Origin of the sequence: Pseudomonas wenzhouensis, from assembly GCF_021029445.1 — a bacterium.
Taxonomy (GTDB): Bacteria; Pseudomonadota; Gammaproteobacteria; order Pseudomonadales; family Pseudomonadaceae; genus Aquipseudomonas; species Aquipseudomonas wenzhouensis.
Genome location: NZ_CP072610.1, coordinates 3,356,480 through 3,375,035, shown reverse-complemented (window position 1 = coordinate 3,375,035; position 18,556 = coordinate 3,356,480). Strand labels below are relative to the sequence as shown.

Annotated in this window: 15 protein-coding genes; 12 read left to right on the top strand and 3 right to left on the bottom strand. The window is 63.3% G+C overall.

The features are described 5' to 3' along the window. The first annotated feature begins 33 nt into the window (after nt 1-33). Together J7655_RS15570 and thrC are read left to right on the top strand one after the other, a co-directional pair. Nucleotides 34-1,338, top strand: a complete 1,305-nt coding sequence (locus J7655_RS15570; RefSeq protein ID WP_230925223.1) for a homoserine dehydrogenase — start codon at nt 34-36, stop codon at nt 1,336-1,338. A 57-nt stretch (nt 1,339-1,395) separates the two neighbouring features. Beyond that, the gene (gene thrC / locus J7655_RS15565; protein WP_230925222.1) at nt 1,396-2,805 is read left to right on the top strand and encodes a threonine synthase; all 1,410 of its coding nucleotides are present in this window, start codon (nt 1,396-1,398) and stop codon (nt 2,803-2,805) included. A 46-nt stretch (nt 2,806-2,851) separates the two neighbouring features. Here the strand turns inward: thrC and J7655_RS15560 are convergent, their stop codons facing one another. Beyond that, entirely contained in the window at nt 2,852-3,106 is a 255-nt protein-coding gene (locus J7655_RS15560; RefSeq protein ID WP_230925221.1) for a hypothetical protein, read from the bottom strand. A 369-nt stretch (nt 3,107-3,475) separates the two neighbouring features. On the opposite strand from J7655_RS15560, the gene J7655_RS15555 reads away from it, so the two are divergent. The 4 genes from J7655_RS15555 to J7655_RS15540 all read left to right on the top strand — a co-directional run bounded on the left by J7655_RS15555 (nt 3,476) and on the right by J7655_RS15540 (nt 7,678). Next, nucleotides 3,476-4,024 carry a rhomboid family intramembrane serine protease gene (locus J7655_RS15555; RefSeq protein WP_230925220.1) on the top strand — a complete coding sequence of 183 codons (549 nt, stop codon included), beginning with the start codon at nt 3,476-3,478 and terminating at the stop codon, nt 4,022-4,024. A gap of 255 nt (nt 4,025-4,279) precedes the next feature. Next, a complete protein-coding gene (locus J7655_RS15550; protein WP_230925219.1) occupies nt 4,280-4,819 on the top strand; it encodes a YaeQ family protein in 540 nt (179 codons plus the stop codon). Between the two features lie 182 nt (nt 4,820-5,001). Further along, complete coding sequence (gene recJ / locus J7655_RS15545) at nt 5,002-6,711, top strand: single-stranded-DNA-specific exonuclease RecJ (protein WP_230925218.1); 1,710 nt, start codon at nt 5,002-5,004, stop codon at nt 6,709-6,711. 232 nt (nt 6,712-6,943) lie between these two features. Further along, a complete protein-coding gene (locus J7655_RS15540) occupies nt 6,944-7,678 on the top strand; it encodes a tellurite resistance TerB family protein (RefSeq protein ID WP_230925217.1) in 735 nt (244 codons plus the stop codon). Between the two features lie 14 nt (nt 7,679-7,692). On the opposite strand, the gene J7655_RS15535 is transcribed toward J7655_RS15540, so the two are convergent. Next, complete coding sequence (locus tag J7655_RS15535) at nt 7,693-9,465, bottom strand: SulP family inorganic anion transporter (protein WP_230925216.1); 1,773 nt, start codon at nt 9,463-9,465, stop codon at nt 7,693-7,695. Nucleotides 9,466-9,644: 179 nt separating this feature from the next. Between J7655_RS15535 and J7655_RS15530 the strand changes: the two genes are divergently transcribed. Beyond that, a complete protein-coding gene (locus J7655_RS15530; protein ID WP_230925215.1) occupies nt 9,645-11,279 on the top strand; it encodes a GMC family oxidoreductase in 1,635 nt (544 codons plus the stop codon). An 8-nt stretch (nt 11,280-11,287) separates the two neighbouring features. Here J7655_RS15530 and J7655_RS15525 read toward each other — a convergent pair whose 3' ends face one another. After that, entirely contained in the window at nt 11,288-12,934 is a 1,647-nt protein-coding gene (locus tag J7655_RS15525; protein WP_230925214.1) for a sensor domain-containing diguanylate cyclase, read from the bottom strand. Nucleotides 12,935-13,095: 161 nt separating this feature from the next. Between J7655_RS15525 and prfB the strand changes: the two genes are divergently transcribed. The 5 genes from prfB (at nt 13,096) to J7655_RS15500 (ending at nt 18,541) form a co-directional block, all read left to right on the top strand. After that, nucleotides 13,096-14,191, top strand: a protein-coding gene (gene prfB, locus J7655_RS15520; protein ID WP_230925213.1) for a peptide chain release factor 2 whose coding sequence is annotated in 2 segments (ribosomal slippage) — nt 13,096-13,167 and nt 13,169-14,191 — 1,095 coding nt in all. Because the reading frame shifts where the segments join, the coding sequence is not laid out codon by codon here. Between the two features lie 80 nt (nt 14,192-14,271). Continuing rightward, the gene (lysS, locus tag J7655_RS15515) at nt 14,272-15,774 is read left to right on the top strand and encodes a lysine--tRNA ligase (RefSeq protein ID WP_230925212.1); all 1,503 of its coding nucleotides are present in this window, start codon (nt 14,272-14,274) and stop codon (nt 15,772-15,774) included. A 166-nt stretch (nt 15,775-15,940) separates the two neighbouring features. Continuing rightward, nucleotides 15,941-16,654, top strand: coding sequence for a TetR/AcrR family transcriptional regulator (locus tag J7655_RS15510; protein WP_230925211.1), 714 nt, complete (start codon nt 15,941-15,943; stop codon nt 16,652-16,654). Nucleotides 16,655-16,691: 37 nt separating this feature from the next. Then, a complete protein-coding gene (locus tag J7655_RS15505) occupies nt 16,692-17,243 on the top strand; it encodes a hypothetical protein (RefSeq protein ID WP_230925210.1) in 552 nt (183 codons plus the stop codon). Between the two features lie 8 nt (nt 17,244-17,251). Further along, a complete protein-coding gene (locus J7655_RS15500) occupies nt 17,252-18,541 on the top strand; it encodes a flavohemoglobin expression-modulating QEGLA motif protein (protein ID WP_230925209.1) in 1,290 nt (429 codons plus the stop codon). Nucleotides 18,542-18,556 lie beyond the last annotated feature (15 nt).

The following is an 18,556-nucleotide window of genomic DNA, read 5'->3' as shown; positions in this document are numbered from 1 at the left end:
GCCGTTTCGTGCAGTGCTGATGGGGAATTGAGTGTGAAACCGGTCAAAGTGGGCATCTGTGGGTTGGGCACCGTCGGTGGCGGTACGTTGAATGTACTCAAGCGCAATGCCGAGGAGATTACTCGGCGCGCCGGTCGCGGCATCGAGATTGCCCAGATCGCCATTCGCTCGCCCAAGCCGCAGTACGACACTACCGGCATTGCCATGACCAGCGACGTGTTCGAGCTGGTCAACAACCCCGAGATCGACATCGTCATCGAGCTGATCGGCGGTTACACCCTGGCCAAGGAGCTGGTGCTCAAGGCCATCGACAACGGCAAGCATGTGGTCACCGCCAACAAGGCACTGATCGCCGTACACGGCAACGAGATCTTCGCCAAGGCGCGCGAGAAGGGCGTGATCGTCGCTTTCGAAGCGGCTGTGGCTGGCGGTATTCCGGTGATCAAGGCGATCCGCGAGGGGCTTGCGGCCAACCGCATCAACTGGCTGGCCGGCATCATCAACGGCACCGGCAACTTCATCCTCACCGAGATGCGCGAGAAGGGTCGTGCCTTCGAGGACGTGCTCAAGGAAGCGCAGGCGCTGGGTTATGCTGAAGCCGATCCGACCTTCGACGTCGAGGGTATCGATGCCGCGCACAAGCTGACCATCCTCGCGTCCATCGCTTTCGGTATCCCGCTGCAGTTCGACAAGGCCTACACCGAAGGTATCACCCAACTGACCACCGCCGACGTCAACTACGCCGAGGCGCTGGGCTACCGCATCAAGCACCTGGGTGTGGCGCGTCGCACCGAGGCGGGTATCGAGCTGCGTGTACACCCGACGCTGATCCCGGCCGACCGTCTGATCGCCAACGTCAATGGTGTGATGAACGCGGTGATGGTCAATGGCGATGCCGTGGCTAGCACCCTGTATTACGGCGCTGGTGCCGGCATGGAGCCGACCGCATCGGCGGTGGTGGCCGATCTGGTGGACGTGGTGCGTGCGCTGACCACCGACCCGACCAATCGTGTGCCGCACCTGGCCTTCCAGCCGGATTCGCTGTCCGATCACCCGATCCTGCCCATCGAAGAGTGCGAGAGCGCCTATTACCTGCGTATCCAGGCCAAGGATCACCCGGGTGTGCTGGCTCAGGTGGCGAGCATCCTTTCCGAGCGCGGTATCAACATCGAGTCGATCATGCAGAAGGAAGCGGAGGAGCAGGACGGCCTGGTGCCGATGATCCTCGTCACCCATCGTGTGGTCGAGGCGCGTATCATCGAGGCCATCGCCGCCATGGAAGCGCTGGATGGCGTGACCTCGCCTGTCATGCGTCTGCGCGTCGAACAGCTCAACTAATCCCGTATCCACCCGCAGGCGCAGGCCTGCGGGTGCAGTCGAACGAAGGTTTATCCCATGCGCTATATCAGTACCCGCGGCCAGGCGCCGGCCCTGAATTTCGAAGACGTGCTGCTGGCTGGTCTGGCCAGCGATGGCGGCCTCTACGTGCCGGAGAATCTGCCGCGTTTCACCGTCGAGGAGATCGCTTCCTGGGCTGGCTTGCCCTATCACGAGCTGGCCTTCCGGGTGATGCGTCCGTTCGTTGCCGGTTCCATCGCCGATGCCGACTTCAAAAAGATTCTCGAAGAGACCTACGGTGTGTTCGAGCACAACGCCGTGGCGCCGCTGCGGCAGCTCAATGGCAATGAGTGGGTGCTGGAGCTGTTCCACGGCCCGACCCTGGCGTTCAAGGACTTTGCCCTGCAACTGCTCGGTCGCCTGCTCGACCACGTACTGGCCAAGTGCGGCGAGCGCGTGGTGATCATGGGCGCCACTTCCGGTGATACCGGCTCGGCCGCCATCGAAGGCTGCAAGGCCTGCGACAACGTCGACATCTTCATCATGCACCCGCACAACCGCGTGTCCGAAGTGCAGCGTCGGCAGATGACCACCATCCTCGGCGAGAACATCCACAACATCGCCATCGAAGGCAACTTCGACGACTGCCAGGAGATGGTCAAGGCCAGCTTCGCCGACCAGGGCTTCCTCAAGGGCACCCGGCTGGTGGCGGTCAACTCGATCAACTGGGCGCGGATCATGGCCCAGATCGTCTACTACTTCCACGCCGCGCTGCAGCTCGGTGGCCCGGCGCGTTCCATCGCCTTCTCGGTGCCGACCGGCAACTTCGGCGACATCTTCGCCGGCTACCTGGCGCGCAACATGGGTCTGCCGGTCAGCCAGTTGATCGTCGCCACCAACCGCAACGACATCCTGCACCGTTTCATGAGCGGCAACCAGTACGTCAAGGAAACCCTGCACCCGACCTTGTCGCCGTCGATGGATATCATGGTCTCGTCCAACTTCGAGCGCCTGCTGTTCGACCTGCATGGGCGTAATGGTGCGGCTATCGCCAGCTTGATGGATACCTTCAAGCAAGGTGGCGGCTTCAGCGTCGAGGAAGATCGCTGGGTCGAGGCGCGCAAGCTGTTCGATTCGCTGGCGGTGAATGACGAGCAGACCTGCGAGACCATCACCGAGGTGTACAAGGAGTGCGGCGAGCTGCTCGATCCGCACACCGCCATCGGCGTGCGCGCCGCGCGTGAGTGCCGTCGCAGCCTGGCCACGCCCATGGTGGTGCTGGGCACCGCGCATCCGGTCAAATTCCCCGAGGCGGTGGAAAAGGCGGGTATCGACGCCGTGCCGGCGCTGCCGGCACACCTGACCGATCTGTTCCAGCGCGAAGAGCGTTGCACCGTGCTGGCCAATGATCTGAAAACCGTGCAGCAGTTCGTTGCCGCGCATGGTAATCGCGGCAAGCCGCTCTGAGGCTGTCGCTTCGATAGAACCGGCGCCCTCGTGGCGCCGGTTTCGTTTACAGGGCGAAGATCAGGCCGGCTAGCGCCATTAGGATGATCAGGATCAGCCAGATCAGCGCATTGAGGTGGCTGGCGCGTACCACGGCAGCGCCACGCATACGTATGGGCGGGTTGTCTTCCAGGTATCGGTCGACGCGGCGCTGGGCTTCCTTCTGGTCGTTGGCCAGGTATTCGCTGAGCAGGTCGATGGCGGCCTGACGTTGATTGGCATGCAGCAGTTGGCGTACGGCCGGGGGGAGTTCGTCAAGCATGCGGCCGATCCTCTTGGTCAGGTGAGCGTCAGTCAGTCCCTGCTGGTGGCGACTGCTGGTCGGCACCTGATGTCGTCACAGTGGCAAGCTGGCAGTCATGGAGATGCTGCAGTTACCTTTAATAAGCCCTAGTAGCCGAGATATTGGCAAGGCGCCAGTTGACCATCGCCACTGCATGTCTGCGCTGCCGGTATCGAACGGTGCTTGCAGCGCTTGCGCGGGGCACGCAAGAATTGCCGGAGAGGGCAATAGCCTCTTGTCGCGAATAAGGATCATGCAAACGAATACCGATATTGGCTGGCGTAGTTGTGGCGTTACATGGGAGGTATCCATCTCGATGCTTTGCATGACGGCAGGCGGCGTAGCATCGTGAGGCGAGGCTGGCTGGTCGAGTTGCGTCCGCTGCTGTTGATCAGTGGCGCGCTGCTGCTGGTGCAACTGGTCAATGCTTCGCTCGGTGGCGCCTTGAACGTCTGGGGGCTGGTGCCCCGGCATATCGAGGCGCTGCCTGGCATTCTCCTCGCGCCCTGGCTGCACGGCAGTTGGGCGCATTTGCTGAGTAACCTCAGTGGACTACTGGTGCTCGGCAGCCTGGTGCTGCTGCGTTCGCGTAGAGACTTCTATTTCTCCAGCGCCTTCATCATTGTCGGTAGCGGTACGTTGGTCTGGCTGTTCGGACGCACTGGTCTGCACGTTGGAGCCAGTGGCTGGCTGTTTGGCTTCTGGGGATTGCTGTTGGCGCGAGCCTGGTTCGAACGCAGCTTGCTCGACTTGTTGCTGGCTGTGCTGGTGTTCTTCCTTTATGGCGGCTGGTTTTTCGGTCTGTTGCCGCGTGCCGATGTCTCCTTTGAGTACCACCTGGCGGGTGCGTTTTGTGGCGTGTTGTATGTCGCGCTGAGTCGCCGACAATATCGTTGAATGGACTGCAGCCGGCTCGGTGAGTAACTGGTGTGATCGCCTGGTTGGCCTGTGCCGAAGTAGCGATGAGCGCGACGGGGCAAGCGGTGTGAGGGTGGGTGCGGGTTATGACCTGAGCTCTTGCAGATAGAGCATCCTGTCGTACCGGGCGTCAGGACGGCTCACGTGACTGACGATGCGCGTGTGTCCGGTCAGGCGGCAGAAGAGGTTTCGCGGTAGACTTGGCGCCTTTCCCGACCAGCCAAGAAGCCCGCCATGGCCCTGCCATCGACCACGTACAAGATCGAACTGAACCTCACCGACATGGATCGCAGCGTCTATGAAAACCTGCGTTTCACCGTCGCGCGTCACCCGTCCGAAACCGAAGAGCGTCTGGCCGCGCGGTTGATCGCCTATGCGCTGTTCTATCGCGAGCAACTGGCGTTCGGCCGCGGCCTGTCGGATGTCGACGAGCCGGCGCTGTGGGAAAAGAGCCTGGATGATCGCGTGCTGCACTGGATCGAAGTGGGGCAGCCGGACAGCGAGCGCATTACCTGGTGCTCGCGGCGTACCGAAAAATTCAGCCTGGTGGCCTACGGTAACCTGCGCGTGTGGCAAACCAAGTGCCTCGATCCCGTACGCAGCCTGAAGAACATCAACGTGGTCGTCCTGGGCCAGGAGGCCCTGGCCGACCTGGCGCTGGACATGCCGCGCTCGCTGAACTGGAGCGTGATGATCAGCGATGGTGAGCTGTTCGTCACCGACGAGCGCGGTCAGCATGAGATCCCCATCGAGTGGCTCGCTGGCCAGCGTTGAGCCTGATGCGTGGCGTCGTCCACCCTACGAAACTGCCGTTCCCTCTCCCCTCGGGGAGGGGGCTAGGGAGAGGGGGGATTTCGGTGGCTTGGTGCTGCTGGATGGCCCCTCTCCCCCGGCCCCTCTCCCGTAAGCGGGAGAGGGGAGAAACCGTCCCATCTTGAAAAAGCGACACCTCGCCCATGCGTATCGAAGCCCGTCCCCTACCTGCACAACTGCCCGACCTGGGCAACTTGCCGCCGCTGCTGACCCGTCTCTACGCCGCCCGTGGCGTGCAGTCCGCCGAGGAGCTGGACAAGGGGTTAGCGCGGCTGATCCCATATCAGCAGCTCAAGGGCATCGACGCCGCCGTGGAGTTGCTAGTCGAGGCGCTGGCGCAGCGCCAGCGCATCCTGATCGTCGGCGACTTCGATGCCGACGGCGCCACCGCCAGCACAGTCGGTGTGCTCGGTCTGCGCCTGCTCGGCGCGGCGCATGTCGATTATCTGGTGCCCAACCGCTTCGAGTACGGTTACGGCCTGACCCCGGAGATTGTCGCCGTGGCGCTGGAGCGTCAGCCCGACCTGCTGCTGACCGTGGACAACGGCATCTCCAGCGTCGAGGGCGTGGCGGCGGCCAAGGCCGCTGGGCTGACGGTGCTGGTCACCGACCACCACCTGCCGGGGCCGGAGTTGCCGGCGGCCGATGCCATCGTCAACCCCAACCAGCCAGGTTGCACCTTCCCCAGCAAGGCCATGGCTGGTGTTGGCGTGATGTTCTACGTGCTGCTGGCGCTGCGTGCGCGCCTGCGTGAAAGCGGCTGGTTCGCCAGCCGTGCGGAGCCGAATCTGGGCGAGTTGCTCGACCTGGTGGCCCTCGGCAGCGTTGCCGACGTGGTACCGCTGGATGCCAACAACCGCATCCTGGTGCATCAGGGGTTGGCGCGCATTCGTGCCGGGCGGGCGCGGCCTGGCCTGCGCGCGATTCTCGAAGTCGCCGGGCGCGACCATCGGCGTATCACCTCCACCGATCTTGGTTTCATTCTTGGGCCACGCCTGAACGCAGCAGGGCGCCTGGACGATATGAGCCTGGGCATCGAATGCCTGCTCTGTGACGACGAGGCCCTGGCCCGCGACATGGCGGTGCAGCTCGACCAGCTCAATCAGGACCGCAAGGCTATCGAGCAGGGCATGCAGCGCGAGGCGCTGGCCCAGCTCAAGGATCTGCCTGTGGCGGACATGCCATTCGGTCTGTGCCTGTTCGAGCCGGACTGGCACCAGGGCGTGATCGGCATTCTCGCTTCGCGCCTGAAGGAGCGCTATCACCGCCCGGCCATCGCCTTTGCCGATGCCGGTGACGGCCTGCTCAAGGGCTCGGCGCGTTCGGTGCCGGGGCTGCATATCCGCGATGCACTGGATGCCGTGGCGGCCAAGCATCCGGGGCTGATCAGCAAGTTCGGCGGGCATGCCATGGCCGCCGGGCTGTCGTTACCGCAAGCCAACTTTGGTGCTTTCGCTGCCGCATTCGACGCCGAGGTGCGGCGTCAGCTCAGTGAAGACGATCTGACCGGGCGGTTGCTGTCCGACGGTCAGCTCGATGCCACCGAGTTTCACCTGGAACTGGCCCGCGCCCTGCGCAATGCCGGCCCCTGGGGCCAGCATTTCCCCGAACCGCTGTTCCATGGCGTGTTCCAGATCGTGGGTCAGCGCATCGTCGGTGAACGCCATCTGAAGCTGGTGCTCAAGACCGAGTGCGGCAGCGTGCAGCTCGACGGCATCGCCTTCAACATCGACCGTGAGGTCTGGCCCAACCCAACCCTGCGCTGGGCTGAAGTGGCCTACAAGCTCGACCTCAACGAGTTTCGCGGCAACGAGAGCGTGCAGCTGATGGTGGCGCATATCGCTCCGCGCTAAGGCGCAAGGCTAGCCAGCGCCGCCTTGATCGCCGACGGGTTGGCTTCGCTGAAGGCCGCCTGCATCAAGGGCAATAGGCGGTAGTGCAACTGCCGAAATCGTTCGTCGCTGGGCGTGGGTGCTGGTGCGGGCTGTCAAGCGCCCCTGGCGGTAATATCTGGAAGCATTCAGCTGGCTGCCGGGCCAGCGGCCGAAGCCTACACTCGGCGAGATTTCCTCAGGAGAATGCGCGATGAATACCCGTGGCTTGCTCGATCAACTGCTCAAATCCGGTCAGGACATGCTGCAGCAGAAGGGCGCTGGTTCGTCCTCTTCCGGCCTGGGAGGCGCACTGGGCGGCCTGCTCGGTGGTGCTGCCGGCAAGGGGGGCGGCAGCGATCTCGGCTCGATGCTCAAGGGCGCCGGTGGCGGTGCAGCGCTGGCCATGCTGTTGGGCAACAAGCGGGTACGCAAGGTCGGTGGCAAGGTGGCGGTGTATGGCGGTCTGGCTGCACTGGGCGTGCTTGCCTACAAGGCCTACGGCAACTGGCAGGCGCAGCAAGCCCAGCAGGGTGGCGCGCAGCCGGTCGAGCCGCAAACCCTGGATCGCTTGCCGGCGCCGCAGGTCGAACAGCACAGTCGCGCCATTCTCAAGGCATTGGTGGCGGCAGCCAAGGCCGATGGGCATGTCGATGAACGTGAGCGGCAGTTGATCGAAGAAGAACTGGGCAAGCTGGCGCAGGACGCTGAGTTGCAGAGCTGGCTGCACACCGAACTGAACAAGCCGCTGGATCCGGCCGACGTCGCGCGTGCTGCCAGCACGCCGGAAATGGCCGCAGAGATGTACCTGGCCAGCGTGCTGATGGTCGATGAGGAGCACTTCATGGAGCGCGCCTACCTTGAGGAGTTGGCGCGTCAACTGAAGCTGCCACTGGCGCTGAAGAGCGAGCTGGAGGCTCAGGTACGCGTACTGCCGGCTGGCGTCTGAGCCGTGTTCTCGTTTCAATCCGCATGCCGGGCATGTCCCGGCATCGCCTCACCCCCATGATCGTTCAGGTAGGCATCGACCGCCGCGCCAACGGTCGGTTGCAGGTGCCGTGCCTGACCGTCGTGCAGTAGGCCGAAGCGCCGCAGCTTGTCCTTGAGTGGCCCCTTCACCTCTGCGAAGTGCAGTTCGATGCCGGCCTCGGCGAGCATGCGCTCCAGCTCGCCGAGCATATCGGCAGAGGTCACGTCGATGCTGGTAACCGGCTCGGCCGCGATCACCACGCGGCGTACCGGTGCCGGAGCGCTTTCCAGCGCCTGCAAGAGGCATTGCTGAAACAGCTCGGCATTGGCGAAGAACAGCGGTGCGTCCCAGCGAAACAGCAACAGGCCGGGGATCTGTCGCGCATCGGGGTGTCGCTTGATGTCATGGTAGCCACGGATGCCCTCCACCTGGCCGAGAACGGTGTAGTACGGGCGCCAGCCGTCCCAGAGAAATTCGATCACCGCCAGCACCACGGCAATGCCGATGCCGGGGATCACGCCGAAGGTCACCACGCCGGCGAAGCAGGCCATCGACAGCCAGAACTCCCATTGCTGCACGCGGAAGATGCGCAGCAGATCGCTGACCACGAACAGGCCGATAACGGCGGCAATCACCACCGCAGCCAAGGCACTGGTGGGCAGGTATTGCATCAGATCTGGGGCCAGTACTAGCAGTAGAGCGACACTCAGGGCGCCGACCACGCCGGCGATCTGGGTCTTGGCACCTGCTGCTTCGGCCACCGGTGTGCGTGACGCGCTGCTGCTGATGGGAAAGCCCTGGAACAAGCCGCCGGCCAGATTTGCCGCACCCAGGGCGACCAGCTCCTGATTGGGGTCTACCGGGCGTCCGGTACGGGCTGCGTAGGTGCGCGACAGCACGCTGGTGTCGGCGAACGCGACCAGGGCAACGGCGATACCACCCAGCACTACGCTGGCCAGATCGACACCGCTGAGACAGGGCAGGGTGAAGCTGGGTAGCCCCTGGGGCAGTTCGCCGAGCACCTGCACGCCCTGGCTATCGAGATCGAACAGAGCGACCGCCAGGGTTGCCAGGGTCACGGCGATGAGGATGCCGGGCAATTGCCGGAAGCGGCTCAGCAGCAGGATCAAGGTCAGGGTGCCGACGCCGACGAGCAGGCTGTAGAGATGAACCTGGCCCTCGCTCAGCGCGCTGACGATGGCCTGGATATCACTGAGCGAACCCTGGCTGTCGATGGAGAAACCGAACAACTTGGGCGTCTGGCTAATCAGCACGCTCAGCGCGATACCGTTCATGTAGCCATAGCGGATGGGCTTGGACAGCAGTTCGGTGATGAAGCCCAGGCGCAGCAATCCGGCAATCAGGCAGGTGAGGCCGGCCACTATGGCCATCATGCTGGCCAGCGTCACCGCACGCATCGGATCGCCGCCGGAGAGCGGCAGCACCACGGCGAGAATCAGTGCCGCCAGGGCCGAGTCCGGGCCGAGCACGAGAATCCGGCTGGGGCCGAACAGCGCGTAGGCCAGCAGCGGCACGATGGTCGCGTACAGACCATAGATGCCCGGCACGCCGGACGCCTCGGCATAGGCAATGCCCACCGGCACCAGCATGGTGGTCAGCACCAGGCCGGCGGCAATGTCCTTCGGCAGCCAGGCCAGGCGATAGTCCCTGAGCGTTTGCAGCCCCGGAAGCCAGCGCAGCCAGCCGCGCTGTCGCGATAAGCGGGGAAGGGGCTTGTGTGGCGTGCTGGCTGGCGCTGGTGGCATCACGGGTGGGCTCTGGCAGGATTACGCGCAAGTAAAGCGCAGAGCGCAGGTGCTTCACCATAGCTGCCAGGCGATGAAGGCGCATTCAGCATGCGCATCAGACCAAAAGACCATTCATCCCGGCCCCCGGCTTGTTTTAGGCTGAAGACCAACGACAAGAACGACACGCGAGGATGCCCATGTCGCAAGCGCCCTTGGATGCCTATGACTACCTGATCGTCGGTGCCGGTCCGGCCGGCTGTCTGTTGGCCAATCGGCTGTCTGCCGACCCTGGCGTCAGTGTGTTGCTGGTCGAGGCGGGCGGGCGCGACAACTACCCCTGGATCCACATTCCGGTCGGCTACCTGTACTGCATCGGTAACCCGCGTACCGACTGGTGCTACAGTACCGAGGCCGATCCCGGTCTGCATGGCCGCGCGCTGAAGTACCCGCGCGGTCGCGTGCTGGGCGGCAGTTCCTCGATCAACGGCATGATCTACATGCGCGGTCAGGCGGCGGATTATGATGGCTGGGCGGTAGCGGGTAATCCCGGCTGGGCCTGGCGCGATGTGCTGCCCCTGTTCAAGCGCTCGGAGCACCACTTTGCCGGCGCCAGCGAGCTGCATGGTGGCGACGGCGAATGGCGGGTCGAGCGCCAGCGCTTGTCCTGGGAAATTCTCGAAGCCTTCCGTGATGCTGCGGCGCAGAGTGGCATTGCCAGCGTCGATGACTTCAATGGCGGTGACAACGAAGGCTGCAGCTACTTTCAGGTCAACCAGAAGCGCGGTGTGCGTTGGAATGCTTCCAAGGCCTTTTTGCGTGATATCCGCCAGCGCCCCAATCTGCAGGTGCTGACCGGCGCCGAAGCCGAGCGACTGGAACTGGCTGACGGTCGTGTCCGTGCGCTGCATCTGCGTTGGCAAGGGCAGGCACTGCGCATTGCGGCGCGCCGCGAGATCCTGCTTTGCGCCGGCGCCATCGGCTCGCCGGCCTTGCTGCAACGCTCCGGCATCGGCCCCAGGCCGCTGCTGGAGAAACTGGGGATCGGTGTCAGGCACGAGTTGCCCGGTGTTGGTGAGAATCTGCAGGATCACCTGCAACTGCGCCTGATCTACCGCGTCAGTGGCGTGAAGACGCTCAACCGCATTGCCGCTACGCCCTGGGGCAAGCTTGGCATGGCCCTGGAGTACCTGCTCAAGCGCAGCGGGCCGCTGTCGATGGCGCCAAGCCAGTTGGGCGCTTTCGCCAAATCCGACCCCGAGCAGGCGCGCGCCAACCTGCAATATCACGTACAGCCGCTGTCACTGGAGCGCTTTGGTGAGCCCTTGCATGACTTCCCGGCCTTTACCGCTTCGGTATGCCACCTGCGCCCCCATAGCCGTGGCAGCGTGGCAATCGCCTCGGCTGATGCCGGTGCGGCGCCGCTGATTCGCCCCAACTACCTGAGCGACGAGCGTGATCTGCGCGTGGCCGCCGATGCCATTCGCCTGACCCGGCGCATCGTTGCCGCGCCGGCACTGGCCCGTTACCGACCGCAGGAATACAAGCCTGGCCCGGACTATCGCAGTGAAGAAGACCTGCAGCGCGCGGCGGGCGAGATCGGCACCACCATCTTCCATCCGGTGGGTACCTGTGCCATGGGCCAGGGCCGTGATGCCGTCGTGGATGCCCGTCTGCGTGTGCATGGCATCGCCGGACTGCGCGTGGTCGATGCCTCGATCATGCCGAGCATCACCTCGGGCAATACCTGTTCGCCAGTGCTGATGATCGCCGAGAAGGCTGCGCAGATGATCGCCGAGGACGCGCAGTCGGTTCGTGTAGCGGCTGGCGACTGAGGTGCGGCTTAGTTGTGCCCGCTCGTCGAGCTGACATGGAACACGGCGCGGTTGCGTCCGGCATCCTTGGCCTGGTAAAGCGCCTCGTCGGCCAGTTGCAGGACGCTGTCGAGGTCTGCGTGATCAACGGGCCAGATTGCACCGCCGATACTGCAGCCGACGCGCGCTTCGCCGGCCTCCAGCGCGACGGGCTGGCCGAGCGCTGCGATGGCGCGTTCAGCGACCAGGCGCGCGTGATGCTGTGCGTCCTGCGCTGGTACTTGCAGCACCATGAGAAACTCGTCGCCGCCCAGGCGCGCGACCAGGTCGCCGTCACGCAGGCAGCCACGCAGACGCTGGGCAATCTCGCGGAGCAGGTGATCGCCGGCGACGTGGCCATAGGTGTCGTTGACCGGTTTGAAGGCATCGAGGTCGAGATAGAGTATGGCCAGACAACCATGCTGCAGGCGGCTGCGTTGCTGGGCCTGAGGCAGGAATTTTTCCAGTGCCATGCGGTTGGGCAGGCCGGTCAGGGCGTCATGATGGGCCAGGCTTTCCATCATCCCCAGTGCGGTCTGCTGCTGGGTCAGGCTGTTCACCAGATGGCGAATCGACTGGCTCAGTTGCTCGATTTCGCGGCTGCCTCTGAGGTTGGGTATTTCGCTGATCTCACCCGCGCTGAGGTGATCGGCGGCGTTGGCAATCTGTCGTAGCGGGCGGATGAAATAGCCGCTCAGCAGCCAGCCGAGCAGGGCGAACAGCAGTGCCAGGCCTGAGCCCCAGAGCAGGATGCTCTGCAACAAATCGCGTGCCGGAGCGTAAGCCAGCTCCAGCGGCTGACGTGCCACGACCGTCCAGCCCAGCCCCGGGTAATCCTGGTAGCCCTGGCTCAGGGTCAGGCCCGTGAGGTACTCATTGCCGTCAGGCCACTGTTGCACCTGCCAGCGGCTTTTACCGGGCTGTAGCCCTTCCAGCGCGGGCAGTTCGAGTTTCTGCCCGATCATCTGATGCGGGCCGAGCAGAATGCCCCGATCCTGGCCGATGACGAAGAACTCGACATTGCGCCGATCCTGCATGGGGCCGAGAATCGTCCGACGCACCTCATCGGCCCAGGCCCAGGACAGATGGCTGGCCAGAACACCAGTCAGGCTGCCGTCGCTGGCGAGAATAGGCAGGCTGATATCGACGAACTTCATCGCTTCGCCGCTTGGGTTGGGCAGCAACTTGGCCAGCAGCACGGCTTCGTGCACGTCACCGATGAACAAGCCGTTGCGTCCCTCCAGGTAGACCGGTCTCTGGGCGATGCTGACACCCTCCAGAATGCCGTTGCTGGAGGCCAGAACCTGGCCGTTCGGGTCAGTGAAGCCGATCCAGGCGATGCTGGGGATTTCCTGCTGCAGGCTGTCGAGCAGGCGTCGCACTTCGCTGGCGTCATCGGGCTGGCGCAGCGTCTGCAGGTTGCCGAGCACGCGCAATACGGCGGCGCGCGAGGCCATGTCACGATCCAGACGGTCGACCATCACGTAGGATACCTCGGCCATGCTGCGGCCCTGATCCTGGCGAATTTGCTGACTGCTGTGCTGACCAATCAGCGTGCCCAGCAGCCAGCTCAGTGCGCTGACCAGCAAGGCGATGAAAAGGGCGATCTGGCTGCGCAGGCTGTACGAGGCGGGCATGAGGGATTCCAGAGTGGGCCACTGCATTCGGCTGTGCGCTGAGTATAGTGCGCCGTCGATCTGCTGTGGCGTGATCCACTCGCAATAGTGGGCTGCCAGCCTGTGCTGGCTCGGGTATAATCACCGGCTTTTCCGTCCGATTTGCCGCGAGCGCCACTACCATGGAAATCAATCCGATCCTCAACGCCATCAAGGACCTGTCCGAACGCACCCAGTCAATTCGGGGGTATCTTTGACTACGATCACAAGCATGATCGCCTGGTCGAAGTAAACCGCGAGCTGGAGGACGCCAGCGTCTGGAACAAGCCCGAGTACGCGCAAGCGCTGGGCCGTGAGCGCGCCATGCTGGCGCAGATCGTCGAAACCATCGATGACCTCACCGGTAGTCTGGCCGATTCCAGGGATCTGCTGGAAATGGCCGCCGAAGAAAACGACGAAGGTGCGGTGAACGATATCGTCGCCGAAGTCGAGCGCCTGCGCGAAATCCTTGAGAAGCTGGAATTCCGCCGCATGTTCAGCGGCGAGATGGATGCCAACAACTGCTACTTGGACATCCAGGCCGGCTCCGGCGGTACCGAGGCCCAGGACTGGGCCAACATCCTGCTGCGCATGTACCTGCGCTGGGCCGACAAGCGCGGCTTCACTGCCGAGATCGTCGAGCTGTCCGAGGGGGAGGTCGCCGGGATCAAGGGCGCCACCGTGCACATCAAGGGCGAGTACGCCTTCGGCTGGCTGCGCACCGAGAGCGGCGTGCACCGCCTGGTGCGCAAGAGCCCGTTCGACTCCGGCGCGCGTCGTCACACCTCGTTCTCGGCGGTGTTCGTGTCCCCCGAGATCGACGACAAGGTGGAGATCGAGATCAACCCGGCCGATCTGCGCATCGACACCTACCGCTCCTCCGGCGCCGGTGGTCAGCACGTCAACACCACCGATTCGGCGGTGCGTATCACCCACGTGCCGACCAACACCGTGGTGGCCTGCCAGAACGAACGTTCCCAGCACGCCAACAAGGACACCGCCATGAAAATGCTGCGGGCCAAGTTGTACGAGCTGGAGATGCAGAAGCGCAACGCCGCCTCGCAGGCGCTGGAAGACAGCAAGTCGGATATCGGCTGGGGCCATCAGATCCGCTCCTACGTGCTCGACGACTCGCGCATCAAGGATCTGCGCACCGGCGTCGAGCGCAGTGACTGCCAGAAGGTGCTCGACGGTGACCTCGACGGTTATCTCGAAGCCAGCCTCAAGCAGGGCCTGTAAGCCCAGTAACTTATCTGCAGGCACCGCTCATGCGGCGCCTGCTCAAATTTTGTACGACACGCCAGGCAGATAAAGCGACCATGAGCGACCAACAACTCGACCACAACGAACTGCAACAGGAAGAAAACAAGCTGATTGCCCAGCGCAAGGAAAAGCTTGCTGCCGTCCGTGAGCAGGGCATTGCCTTCCCCAATGATTTCCGCCGCGACAGCCTGTGCGCCGACCTGCAGAAACAGTACGAGGGCAAGAGCAAGGAAGAGCTGGAAGCCGCCGCCATCCCGGTGAAGATCGCCGGGCGCATCATGCTCAACCGTGGCGCCTTCATGGTGCTGCAGGACACTTCCGGTCGCCTGCAGGTCTATGTCGACCGCAAGGGCCTGCCGGCCGAAACCCTGGAAGCGATCAAGACCTGGGATCTGGGCGACATCATCGCCGCCGAAGGCACCCTGGCGCGCTCCGGCAAGGGCGACCTGTACGTGCACATGAACAACGTGCGCCTGCTGACCAAGTCGCTGCGCCCGCTGCCGGACAAGCACCACGGCCTGACCGACACCGAGCAGCGCTATCGCCAGCGTTACGTCGACCTGATCGTCAACGAGGAAACCCGCCACACCTTCCGCGTACGTTCGCAGGTGATCGCGCACATCCGCCGCTTCCTCAACGAGCGCGGCTTCCTCGAAGTGGAAACCCCGATGCTGCAGACCATCCCCGGTGGCGCTGCGGCCAAGCCGTTCGAGACGCACCACAATGCGCTGGACATGGCCATGTTCCTGCGTATCGCCCCTGAGCTGTACCTCAAGCGGTTGGTTGTTGGCGGTTTTGAAAAGGTGTTCGAGATCAACCGCAACTTCCGTAACGAAGGCGTTTCGACCCGGCACAATCCCGAGTTCACCATGCTCGAGTTCTACCAGGCCTACGCCGACTACCGCGACAACATGGACCTGACCGAGGAGCTGTTCCGCGAACTGGCCCTGGCCGTGCTGGGCAGCACCGACGTGCCCTACGGCGACAAGGTATTCCACTTCGGCGAGCCGTTCGTGCGCCTGTCGGTGTACGACTCGATCCTCAAGTACAACCCGGATATCAGCGAAGCCGACCTGAACGATGTCGAGAAGGCCCGCTCCATCGCCAAGAAAGCCGGCGCCAAGGTGCTCGGCCATGAAGGCCTGGGCAAGCTGCAGGTGATGATTTTCGAGGAACTGGTGGAGAGCAAGCTGGAGCAGCCGCACTTCATCACCGAGTACCCGTTCGAGGTGTCGCCGCTGGCGCGTCGCAACGACCAGAATCCGGCCGTGACCGACCGCTTCGAGCTGTTCATCGGTGGTCGCGAGATCGCCAACGCCTACTCCGAGCTCAATGACGCCGAAGACCAGGCCGAGCGCTTCCTCGCCCAGGTGGCCGAGAAGGACGCCGGTGACGACGAAGCCATGCACTACGACGCCGACTTCGTGCGTGCCCTGGAATACGGCATGCCGCCCACCGCCGGTGAAGGCATCGGCATCGACCGTCTGGTGATGCTGCTGACCAACTCGCCGTCGATCCGTGACGTCATCCTCTTCCCGCACATGCGTCCGCAGGCCTGACGGCCATACGGAAAGCCGCCCTCGGGCGGCTTTTTGCTGTCTGTAACTCGGGCATTCAAGGCGATTTCTCCGGGGGACGGGCTGGCAAACGAAACGGAGCCTTTTGGTTGGCTGTCCAAGCGTTTACTCTGCTTGCCATCGCCAACTCACCGGAGGCCGCCCCATCTTGAATTTCCCATCTGCCTCCCCGAATGCCGCCCAGGCCGCTCATGACATTCTCGGCAGTGTTCAGTACCAGGGGCGCAAGGCCAGCCGTCAGGGCAGTGAGCAGCGTCGTCAGGCGATTCTCGATGCCGCCATGCGCATCATCGTGCGCGATGGCGTACGCGCGGTGCGTCACCGTGCGGTAGCGACCGAGGCGCAGGTGCCACTCTCGGCCACGACCTACTATTTCAAGGATATCAATGACCTGATCAGCGATACCTTCTCCCAGTTCGTCGAACGCAGCGCGGCGCAGATGGCGGAGTTCTGGACCGGCATCCAGAGCACGCTCGAGGCCATGCTCGGACGCTGCGATGGCAGCGAGCAGGCGCGTCGGCAACTGGCCGAAGAAGTCGCCGAACTGGCAGTGCGGTACGTGCAGCATCAGTTGCGTGAGCGTCATGATCACTTGCTTGCCGAGCAGGCATTCCTCCGTGAGGCGCTGCTCAACCCACGTTTGCGCGGTCTTGCGCATGCGCATCGGCAGATCCTGCAGCAGGGTATTACCCACTTTTTTGTCGCGATTGGTTCACGCCAGCCCGAGCAGGATGCCGTGCTGTTGACGGCCACCATCATGCAGATGGAGTATCAGGGGCTGTTGGACGGTGTCGAAAATCTGGACAGTCAGGCAATGCTGGCCATTCTTAAACGTTACATGAATCTGGTGCTCGGGCTTTGAGGTCCAACCAGTCAGTGGTTTTCACAAGGAGAGCGTAATGAAAGCCTGGCGCGCACTGGTCGCCCTGTCCTTCCTGCTGTTGAGCGGTTGCCTGGTCACCTTCAAGGATCCGATCCCGGCCAACGAGGCGGCGCCCATGCCGCTGCTGGGTGAGTGGACCCGCCAGGACGAATGGGGGGATCAGCTCTATCTGGAGATCACCCGTGCCGGCTCCAACCTCTATCAGGCGCGTATCTATGAGGGCAGTATCGACAATGAAGACAGTGTCGAGACCTTCGGCTTTACCGTCGCCCATCATGGCCGTCGCTGGTACCTTTCGGCGGGTTTGCCGAAAAGTCTGGGGGCCAACTTCGCCATTGCCGGTTTCGAGCTGACCCGTGGCAACGAGCTGGTGCTGTACAACCTGGATACCGACCGCATCCTGCAGGACATGGACAAGGGGCTGCTGGAAGGACAGACCATCACCATGCCGGAGGCTGACGGCGCACTGATCACCAGCCCGCTGGACAAGGTGTTCGCCTATCTCGACGATCCGGCCAATGCCGATCTGTTCGTCGAGGTGGCGCGTTACCAGCGGGTGGCCGAATAGGAATCGTAATGAGCAGCCCGCAAAAACTGGACGACTACCAACTCTGCATTCGCGCTCTCAGCGACCGTATCGTCGAGGCGCAGACCCCGATCCGCGTACTGGATGCGGTGAAATGGGATGACGGCATCCGTGAAGCGTTTCTCCAGGCCAAGGGCAAGCAGCCACCGGCGGTGGATCGCGACTACTACCTGAGTCGGCCGCTGGCCTTTGACGCGCAAGCGAAGAAGCTGGAATTCCAGAACATCGAGCGTGATATCACCCGTCAGCTCGGCCAGTTCAACCCGGTCGGGCAGATCATGCGGCGCATGTGCAAGGAATACCGCATGGTCATCCGCATGCTCGAGGCACGCGGCACCGAGGACTTCGGCCTGATCAGCCAGGAGCTGTATGGCGCCGCCTCCGATGCCTTCCACGCCGGTGACCCGACCCTGGCCGACCTGGGCCTGATGCTGTCGGATTACCTCAACAACATCGCAGCCCGTGGTGATCTGGAGGACGAGGCCAAGAACCTTGATGCCAGTGATGCCGTAAATATCCTGCAGCAGCGTCTGGCCGGGGTGTTCGGCGACGATACCATCCGCGTGTTCGAGTCCGATGGCATCCTTGCCGATGCCGCTGCTGGCGCCGACTACATCAAGATCCGCAGTGATGCGCGCTTCAACGAACGCGACGTCAAGACGCTGGAGGTGCATGAAGGTCTGGTGCATGTCGGCACCACGCTCAATGGCCTGAACCAGCCGATCTGCACCTTCCTGGCCAAGGGGCCGCCCTCGTCGACGGTGACCCAGGAAGGCCTGGCCATCCTCATGGAAGTGATCGCCTTCGCCTCCTATCCGACGCGCCTGCGCAAGCTGACCAACCGCACCCGTGCCATCCACATGGCCGAAGAGGGGGCAGATTTTCTTCAGGTGTTCGAGTTCTTCCGCGAGCAGGGGTACGGCATGGAGGGTAGCTACAGCAACGCCAGCCGGGTGTTCCGTGGCTCGCTGCCGAACGGCCTGCCGTTCACCAAGGATCTGTCCTACCTGAAGGGCTTCATCCTGATCTACAACTACATCCAGCTGGCGGTGCGCAAGGGCAAGCTGGAGCAGATCCCGTTGCTGTTCTGTGGCAAGACCACCCTGGAAGACATGCGCACCCTGCGCAAGCTGGTGGACGAAGGCCTGGTACTGCCGCCCAAGTACCTGCCTCCGCAGTTTCAGGACATGAACGCACTGTCGGCCTGGATGTGCTTCTCCAACTTCCTCAATCATCTGAGCCTGGATCGCATCGAAGCGGACTACGCCAATATTCTTTGATCGGTGCCGAGCTGG

Excerpts from the sequence above, each read along its gene's own strand:
- J7655_RS15500 (WP_230925209.1), top strand. The coding sequence starts at position 17,252 with ATGAGCAGCCCGCAAAAACTGGACGACTACCAACTCTGCATTCGCGCT.
- J7655_RS15530 (WP_230925215.1), top strand. The coding sequence starts at position 9,645 with ATGTCGCAAGCGCCCTTGGATGCCTATGACTACCTGATCGTCGGTGCC.
- J7655_RS15505 (WP_230925210.1), top strand. The coding sequence starts at position 16,692 with ATGAAAGCCTGGCGCGCACTGGTCGCCCTGTCCTTCCTGCTGTTGAGC.
- J7655_RS15535 (WP_230925216.1), bottom strand. The coding sequence starts at position 9,465 with ATGCCACCAGCGCCAGCCAGCACGCCACACAAGCCCCTTCCCCGCTTA.
- J7655_RS15525 (WP_230925214.1), bottom strand. The coding sequence starts at position 12,934 with ATGCCCGCCTCGTACAGCCTGCGCAGCCAGATCGCCCTTTTCATCGCC.
- J7655_RS15560 (WP_230925221.1), bottom strand. The coding sequence starts at position 3,106 with ATGCTTGACGAACTCCCCCCGGCCGTACGCCAACTGCTGCATGCCAAT.
- recJ (WP_230925218.1), top strand. The coding sequence starts at position 5,002 with ATGCGTATCGAAGCCCGTCCCCTACCTGCACAACTGCCCGACCTGGGC.
- lysS (WP_230925212.1), top strand. The coding sequence starts at position 14,272 with ATGAGCGACCAACAACTCGACCACAACGAACTGCAACAGGAAGAAAAC.
- thrC (WP_230925222.1), top strand. The coding sequence starts at position 1,396 with ATGCGCTATATCAGTACCCGCGGCCAGGCGCCGGCCCTGAATTTCGAA.
- J7655_RS15550 (WP_230925219.1), top strand. The coding sequence starts at position 4,280 with ATGGCCCTGCCATCGACCACGTACAAGATCGAACTGAACCTCACCGAC.
- J7655_RS15540 (WP_230925217.1), top strand. The coding sequence starts at position 6,944 with ATGAATACCCGTGGCTTGCTCGATCAACTGCTCAAATCCGGTCAGGAC.